This is a genomic window from Pseudomonas sp. (assembly GCF_050739775.1).
Taxonomy (GTDB): Bacteria; Pseudomonadota; Gammaproteobacteria; order Pseudomonadales; family Pseudomonadaceae; genus Aquipseudomonas.
On sequence record NZ_JBOICA010000036.1, the window covers coordinates 40,126 to 48,054 of the forward strand.

The 7,929-nt window shown below is 56.4% G+C and carries 7 protein-coding genes; 4 read left to right on the plus strand and 3 right to left on the minus strand.

Translation table 11 applies throughout. From position 1 onward, the window contains the following. Genes yidD through rpmH form a run of 3 tightly spaced genes read right to left on the minus strand, consistent with a single transcriptional unit; the run spans position 1 to position 791 of the window. Positions 1-246, minus strand: coding sequence for a membrane protein insertion efficiency factor YidD (gene yidD, locus ACRESH_RS18625; RefSeq protein ID WP_082071379.1), 246 nt, complete (start codon positions 244-246; stop codon positions 1-3). After that, positions 239-643, minus strand: coding sequence for a ribonuclease P protein component (rnpA, locus tag ACRESH_RS18630; protein ID WP_045186563.1), 405 nt, complete (start codon positions 641-643; stop codon positions 239-241). The genes yidD and rnpA overlap by 8 nt, the downstream gene beginning before the upstream one ends. Before the next feature lie 13 nt (positions 644-656). After that, the gene (gene rpmH, locus ACRESH_RS18635) at positions 657-791 is read right to left on the minus strand and encodes a 50S ribosomal protein L34 (protein WP_002551315.1); all 135 of its coding nucleotides are present in this window, start codon (positions 789-791) and stop codon (positions 657-659) included. 580 nt (positions 792-1,371) lie between these two features. Here rpmH and dnaA point away from each other — a divergent pair. From dnaA to gyrB, 4 genes are read left to right on the plus strand one after another with little or no spacing between them, the layout of a single operon-like run. Continuing rightward, the gene (dnaA, locus tag ACRESH_RS18640) at positions 1,372-2,886 is read left to right on the plus strand and encodes a chromosomal replication initiator protein DnaA (protein WP_431743355.1); all 1,515 of its coding nucleotides are present in this window, start codon (positions 1,372-1,374) and stop codon (positions 2,884-2,886) included. A gap of 39 nt (positions 2,887-2,925) precedes the next feature. Continuing rightward, positions 2,926-4,029, plus strand: a complete 1,104-nt coding sequence (dnaN, locus tag ACRESH_RS18645; RefSeq protein WP_431743356.1) for a DNA polymerase III subunit beta — start codon at positions 2,926-2,928, stop codon at positions 4,027-4,029. Positions 4,030-4,048: 19 nt separating this feature from the next. Continuing rightward, positions 4,049-5,152: a DNA replication/repair protein RecF gene (gene recF, locus ACRESH_RS18650; RefSeq protein ID WP_157190617.1), complete on the plus strand. Its 1,104-nt coding sequence runs from the start codon at positions 4,049-4,051 to the stop codon at positions 5,150-5,152. A gap of 4 nt (positions 5,153-5,156) precedes the next feature. Beyond that, positions 5,157-7,574, plus strand: coding sequence for a DNA topoisomerase (ATP-hydrolyzing) subunit B (gyrB, locus tag ACRESH_RS18655; protein ID WP_431743357.1), 2,418 nt, complete (start codon positions 5,157-5,159; stop codon positions 7,572-7,574). Positions 7,575-7,929 lie beyond the last annotated feature (355 nt).

Below are 7,929 nucleotides of genomic sequence, written 5' to 3' on the forward strand. Positions count from 1 at the left end.
TTACTCGGCTATCGAAGAAGAACGGGAAGAGGGAGCTGGCGGAACCGGGTCAAAACCGCCGGCATTCCACGGATGACAACGCCCCAGGCGACGAACGGTTAGCCACCCGCCGCGTAAAAGGCCATGGTTTTCGATGGCTTCTAACGCGTAACAGGAGCAACTGGGGTAGAAACGACAGTGACTGGCCATCAGTGGACTAATGGCATAACGGTAAAACTGGATCGGAACGAGTGCCAGTTTACGCATCTTGACTGTCTACCCCCACAGAGTCGGTGTTAACCACTGGAGCGGGCCGACTGCGTGCGAGGCGCTTCCAGAGCTTGCCAAAATGTTGGTGCAATTCTGGGTTTTCAATCTCGCCCAACCCTTTGCGCGCGACGATCACGATATCCCAACCTGCAAGCAAGTGCTGGTTCAGGCGAAACGAATCGCGCATCAGGCGTTTCAGGCGATTGCGTTGAACGGAGAGCTTGACGCTCTTTTTCCCGATCACAAGCCCCAGGCGAGGGTGATCCAGGCCGTTCTCGCGGGCAAGGAGCAGCAGGTTTTTCCCTGGAACCTTGCCGGTTGGGGAGTCGAAGACCGCTTTGAAGTGTCGGGGGATAAGCAGACGCTTTTCCCGACTGAAGTCCTGACTCACCACCTGTGCCGAAAAATCAAACTGCCAGGCGCTTACGGCCTTTGGCACGGCGACGCGACAGAACGGCACGACCGTTCTTGGTGGCCATACGGGCACGGAAACCGTGAGTGCGAGCGCGCTTGATGGTGCTTGGTTGGAAAGTACGTTTCATGGCGTGTTACCTGGTTCGTCGACTACGGGCCGGAATGGCCCCCGTTTTAAGAGACCGGCGATTCTAGAGAAAGCGCAGCCATAGGTCAATTTCCAACCAGCTTTTCCTTATGGACGGGAAATCACCCGTTTCAGGTCAGGGGTTCAGGGAGGAGAACCATCACACGCTTAAACATAAAAAAAGAGAGAGGAATTATTTAAAGCTTTTCTGTAAATCCTATAAAGCTTATGCGGTCTATATCTGTGGATAGAACGCTACAGGCCTTGATCTACGTCATGTACAGAGTATTGAAACCTTGTCGAGAAGAGGTGCTCTGACTGTGTCGAAGCCTCGGAAAAGCTGTGGATCAAATCGTCTGTTATCCACAGGGCGGTTATCCACCGATTTCAACCCCCAGTTGTGCAAAGACCTCAGGTACGGTTATCCACAGAGCTTATTCACAGCACTGAAAGGTCATATTGGCCACTAAGCTGCTGATTTATCGCCATCCTCAACCCAGCTGCATGTGGATAACTGCGCTGGTGCTCGGTACAATGGGGGCTTGTTTTTGCCTCACCGGCTTTCAACTCAGGGGATATCCGTGTCAGTGGAACTTTGGCAGCAGTGCGTGGAGCTTCTGCGCGATGAACTGCCTGCCCAGCAATTCAACACCTGGATCCGTCCGCTACAGGTCGAAGCCGAAGGCGACGAGTTGCGCGTCTACGCGCCCAACCGTTTCGTTCTCGATTGGGTTAATGAGAAATACCTGAGCCGTCTGCTCGAGCTGCTGGGTGAGCATGGCAACGGTATTGCACCTGCCCTTTCCTTATTAATAGGCAGCAGACGCAGTTCGGCTCCCCGTGCCGCGCCCAATGCACCGCTGGCCGCCGCTGTAGCCGCGTCCCAGGCGCAAGCAGCACAAACCGCCGTGGTCAACGAACCCGTTAGCGCACCTGTTGCCGCACCGGCTGTGGCCGTAGTCGAGCAAGCGCCCTCGCGTGACAGCTTCGACGCCATGGGCGAGTCCAGTGCTGCCCAGGCACCAAGTGGCCGTACTGAACAACGCACCGTGCAGGTTGAAGGTGCGCTCAAGCACACCAGCTACCTGAACCGCACCTTTACCTTCGAGAACTTCGTCGAGGGTAAGTCCAACCAGTTGGCCCGCGCGGCTGCCTGGCAGGTCGCCGACAATCCCAAGCATGGCTACAACCCGCTGTTCCTCTATGGCGGTGTAGGTCTTGGTAAAACGCACTTGATGCACGCTGTGGGTAACCACCTGCTCAAGAAGAACCCGAATGCCAAGGTGGTCTACCTGCATTCCGAGCGTTTCGTGGCGGACATGGTCAAGGCACTGCAGCTCAATGCCATCAACGAATTCAAGCGCTTCTACCGCTCGGTGGATGCACTGCTCATCGATGACATCCAGTTCTTCGCCCGCAAAGAGCGATCCCAGGAAGAGTTTTTCCACACCTTCAACGCCTTGCTCGAAGGCGGTCAGCAGGTAATCCTGACCAGTGACCGTTACCCGAAAGAGATCGAAGGACTGGAAGAGCGTCTGAAGTCGCGTTTCGGCTGGGGCCTGACCGTAGCGGTCGAACCGCCGGAACTGGAAACCCGCGTCGCGATCCTGATGAAGAAGGCCGACCAGGCTAAAGTAGACTTGCCCCATGATGCTGCCTTCTTTATCGCCCAGCGCATTCGCTCCAACGTCCGTGAACTTGAAGGTGCGCTGAAGCGAGTCATCGCCCACTCGCACTTCATGGGACGCGACATCACCATCGAGCTGATTCGTGAATCGCTCAAGGATCTTCTGGCACTGCAGGACAAATTGGTGAGTGTGGATAACATCCAGCGCACCGTGGCTGAGTACTACAAGATCAAGATCTCCGATCTGCTGTCCAAACGTCGCTCCCGTTCGGTTGCCCGGCCGCGTCAGGTGGCCATGGCCCTGTCCAAGGAGCTGACCAACCACAGCCTGCCGGAAATCGGTGACGTCTTCGGCGGCCGCGATCACACAACCGTGTTGCATGCGTGCCGCAAGATCAACGAACTCAAGGAATCCGACGCGGATATTCGCGAGGACTACAAGAACCTGCTGCGGACTCTGACGACGTGATTGACGTCAGCGCAGCTTATTAAGGCAAGGGACTAGACCATGCATTTCACCATTCAACGCGAAGCCCTGTTGAAACCCCTGCAACTGGTCGCAGGCGTCGTCGAGCGCCGCCAGACCTTGCCGGTACTGTCCAACGTACTGCTGGTTGTTCAGGGTCAGCAACTTTCACTTACCGGTACTGATCTGGAAGTGGAACTGGTTGGCCGTGTTCAACTGGAAGAGCCTGCCGAGCCAGGCGAGATCACCGTACCTGCGCGCAAGCTGATGGATATCTGCAAGAGCTTGCCAAACGACGCGCTGATCGACATCAAGCTCGACGAGCAGAAGATCGTGGTCAAGGCCGGGCGTAGCCGTTTCACCCTGTCGACCTTGCCAGCCAATGACTTCCCGACTGTCGAGGAAGGCCCGGGTTCGCTGACCTGCAGCCTTGAGCAAAGCCGTCTGCGTCGCTTGATCGAACGCACCAGCTTCGCCATGGCTCAGCAGGACGTGCGTTATTACCTCAATGGCATGCTGCTTGAAGTGTCCGCCGACACCCTGCGCGCGGTAGCCACCGATGGTCACCGTCTGGCCATGTGCTCCATGCGTGCCGACATCGGCCAGGCCGACCGTCACCAGGTTATCGTGCCACGGAAAGGTATCCTTGAGCTGGCGCGCCTGCTCACTGAGCCTGATGGCATGGTCAGCATCGTGCTGGGCCAACACCACATTCGTGCCACTACCGGTGAGTTCACCTTCACCTCCAAGCTGGTCGACGGCAAGTTCCCTGACTACGAGCGTGTTCTGCCTAAAGGCGGCGACAAGCTGGTAATCGGTGATCGTCAGGCGCTGCGTGAGGCGTTTAGCCGTACCGCAATTCTTTCCAACGAGAAGTACCGTGGTATTCGTCTGCAGTTGGCTAGCGGTCAGTTGAAGATCCAGGCGAACAACCCTGAGCAGGAAGAGGCGGAAGAAGAAATCAGCGTCGACTACAACGGTAGTTCGCTGGAAATCGGTTTCAACGTCAGCTATTTGCTGGACGTACTGGGCGTCATGACCACTGAGCAAGTTCGCCTGATCCTGTCGGACTCCAACAGCAGTGCCCTGCTGCAGGAAGCTGACAATGACGACTCCGCTTACGTTGTCATGCCGATGCGCCTGTAATTTGTTCAGCAGACTCTAGATGTCCCTCAGTCGCGTTTCTGTCACCGCGGTGCGTAACCTGCACCCGGTGACCTTCTCTCCCTCCCCCCGCATCAATATCCTGTACGGCGCCAACGGTAGCGGCAAAACCAGCGTGTTGGAAGCTGTTCATCTGCTCGGCCTGGCCCGTTCCTTTCGCAGCACTCGTCTGACGCCTGTCATCCAGTATGAGCAATTGGCCTGTACGGTTTTTGGCCAGGTTGAATTGAGCGAAGGTGGTTCGAGCAACCTGGGTATTTCGCGGGATCGGCAAGGCGAGTTCACTATCCGCATCGACGGGCAGAACGCCCGCAGCGCAGCGCAGCTGGCAGAGATTCTGCCGCTGCAATTGATCAATCCGGACAGCTTTCGCTTGCTTGAAGGCGCGCCGAAAATTCGCCGGCAGTTCCTTGATTGGGGGGTGTTCCACGTGGAACCACGCTTCATGGCCACATGGCAACGCCTGCAGAAGGCTTTGCGGCAGCGGAACTCATGGTTGCGGCATGGTACACTTGACGCTGTTTCGCAAGCGGCCTGGGACCGGGAGCTGTGCCTGGCCAGTGCTGAAATAGATGAATACCGCCGAAATTACATCAAGGCCTTGAAGCCCGTCTTTGAGCGAACCCTGAGCGATTTGGTCGAACTCGAAGGGCTGACCCTGAGTTATTACCGTGGCTGGGATAAGGACCGAGAACTCAGTGAAGTACTTGCTTCTTCCTTGCAACGTGATCAGCACATGGGCCATACCCAGGCTGGACCACAACGCGCTGATTTGCGCCTGAGACTCGGCGCTCATAACGCCGCCGATATTTTGTCTCGGGGCCAGCAGAAACTTGTGGTCTGTGCATTGCGCATCGCCCAGGGACATTTGGTCAGCCAGGCTCGACGCGGCCAATGTATTTATCTAGTGGATGACTTGCCGTCAGAATTGGACGAGCAGCACCGCCGCGCACTTTGTCGCTTGTTGGAAGACTTACGCTGCCAGGTGTTTATCACCTGTGTAGATCACGAATTATTGAGGGAAGGCTGGCAGACGGAAACGCCAGTTGCTTTGTTCCACGTGGAACAGGGCCGTATCACCCAGACCCACGACCATCGGGAGTGAAGGCATGAGCGAAAATCAAACGTACGACTCCTCCAGCATCAAGGTGCTGAAAGGGCTAGATGCCGTGCGCAAGCGTCCCGGTATGTACATTGGCGACACCGATGATGGTAGTGGCCTGCACCACATGGTGTTCGAGGTGGTCGATAACTCGATCGACGAAGCACTCGCCGGCCACTGTGATGACATCACCGTAATTATTCACCCGGACGAATCCATCAGTGTTCGCGACAACGGTCGCGGCATTCCAGTCGACGTGCACAAAGAGGAAGGTGTATCCGCCGCCGAGGTCATCATGACCGTCCTGCACGCTGGCGGTAAGTTCGACGACAACTCCTACAAAGTATCCGGCGGTCTGCACGGTGTAGGTGTGTCTGTGGTTAACGCCCTCTCCGAGCAACTGATCCTGACCGTTCGCCGCAGTGGCAAGATCTGGGAACAGACCTATGTTCACGGTGTACCGCAGGCACCGATGAAAATCGTTGGCGAGAGTGAAACCACCGGTACCCATATCCACTTCAAGCCGTCGGCCGAAACCTTCAAGAACATCCACTTCAGCTGGGACATCCTCGCCAAGCGGATTCGTGAACTGTCGTTCCTCAACTCAGGCGTGGGCATTCTGCTGAAGGATGAGCGTTCGGGTAAGGAAGAGCACTTCAAATACGAAGGCGGTCTGCGTGCCTTTGTTGAATACCTGAACACCAACAAGACCCCGGTGAACCAGGTGTTCCACTTCAATGTTCAACGTGAAGACGGTGTGGGTGTGGAAATCGCCCTGCAGTGGAACGACAGCTTCAACGAGAACCTGTTGTGCTTCACCAACAATATTCCGCAGCGCGACGGTGGTACCCACCTGGTCGGCTTCCGCTCGGCGTTGACCCGTAACCTGAACAACTACATCGAGCAGGAAGGTCTGGCCAAGAAGAACAAGGTCTCGACCACTGGTGACGATGCCCGTGAAGGTCTGACCGCGATCATCTCGGTGAAGGTGCCGGATCCTAAGTTCAGCTCCCAGACCAAAGACAAGCTGGTTTCTTCGGAAGTGAAAACTGCCGTGGAACAGGAGATGGGCAAGTACTTCTCCGACTTCCTGCTGGAGAACCCGAACGAAGCTAAAGCAGTTGTCGGCAAGATGATCGATGCTGCGCGGGCCCGTGAAGCAGCGCGCAAGGCGCGGGAAATGACCCGCCGCAAAGGTGCGCTGGATATCGCCGGCCTGCCAGGCAAACTGGCTGACTGCCAGGAGAAGGACCCTGCCCTCTCCGAACTGTACCTGGTGGAGGGTGACTCCGCAGGTGGTTCGGCCAAGCAAGGCCGTAACCGCAAGACCCAGGCCATCCTGCCGCTCAAGGGTAAGATCCTCAACGTCGAGAAAGCACGTTTCGACAAGATGATCTCGTCTCAGGAAGTGGGTACCCTGATTACCGCACTGGGCTGTGGTATCGGTCGCGAAGAGTACAACATCGACAAACTGCGTTATCACAACATCATCATCATGACCGATGCTGACGTCGACGGTTCGCACATCCGTACGCTGCTGCTGACCTTCTTCTTCCGTCAGCTGCCGGAGCTGGTCGAGCGTGGCTACATCTACATCGCTCAGCCACCGCTGTACAAGGTCAAGAAAGGCAAGCAGGAGCAGTACATCAAAGACGACGAGGCCATGGAAGAGTACATGACCCAATCGGCTCTGGAAGATGCCAGCCTGCACCTGGACGAATCGGCACCAGCGGTTTCCGGCATTGAGCTGGAGCGCCTGGTCAACGAATTCCGTACGGTGATGAAGACTCTCAAGCGTCTGTCGCGCCTGTACCCTCAGGAACTGACCGAGCACTTCGTTTATCTGCCGGCCGTATCCCTGGAGCAGCTGGGTGACCATGCTGCCATGCAGGAATGGTTGGGCAAGTTCGATGAGCGTCTGCGTAGCAGCGAGAAGTCCGGCCTGTTGTACAAGGCTAGCCTACGTGAAGACAAAGAGCGTAATGTCTGGCTACCGGAAGTGGAAATCACCTCCCATGGCCTGGCCAGCTACGTCACCTTCAACCGTGACTTCTTCGGCAGTAACGACTACCGCACCGTCACCGTCCTGGGCGCACAGTTGAGCACCCTGCTCGGCGAAGGTGCCTATGTGCAACGTGGCGAGCGCAAGAAGGCGATCACCGAGTTCAAGGAAGCGCTCGACTGGCTGATGACCGAAAGCACCAAGCGTCACACCATCCAGCGCTATAAAGGTCTGGGTGAGATGAACCCAGACCAGCTGTGGGAAACCACCATGGACCCAACCGTGCGCCGTATGCTCAAGGTGACTATCGAAGACGCGATCGCTGCCGATCAGATCTTCAACACCCTGATGGGCGATGCGGTTGAGCCTCGTCGTGAGTTCATCGAAAGCAATGCCCTGGCGGTGTCTAACCTGGACTTCTGATCAGGTGTAGGTTCACAGAAAATCTGCAATTTTTCACAAATAGATGACTGGTCGAGCCAGGATGTAAGCCTCGCCGGTCACCACCAAGCCCGCTCAAGCGGGCTTTTTTTGTCCAGATTTTCAAGCTGCCCGACTCTTCCATACAAGAATGCGCTGTTGGACTGTTCACTGATGCGAGAGTCTGACGATGCAGCCGGAGGGGGGATTGCTTCGTTAAGGGAAGCGTAAGCTAGTGTTCTGTCTCAGATAAAACATTCTCTACGGGCGTACCCGCCATGACCTCTCGGGCACGCTGGATCTTGCGCAAAATGTCTTCACCTTTCGCGCTCCAGACGTACCGGCAGGGCTGAGCGTT

Coding starts and splice junctions, on each gene's coding strand:
- dnaN (WP_431743356.1), top strand. CDS start 2,926: ATGCATTTCACCATTCAACGCGAAGCCCTGTTGAAACCCCTGCAACTG.
- recF (WP_157190617.1), top strand. CDS start 4,049: ATGTCCCTCAGTCGCGTTTCTGTCACCGCGGTGCGTAACCTGCACCCG.
- gyrB (WP_431743357.1), top strand. CDS start 5,157: ATGAGCGAAAATCAAACGTACGACTCCTCCAGCATCAAGGTGCTGAAA.
- rpmH (WP_002551315.1), bottom strand. CDS start 791: ATGAAACGTACTTTCCAACCAAGCACCATCAAGCGCGCTCGCACTCAC.
- yidD (WP_082071379.1), bottom strand. CDS start 246: ATGCGTAAACTGGCACTCGTTCCGATCCAGTTTTACCGTTATGCCATT.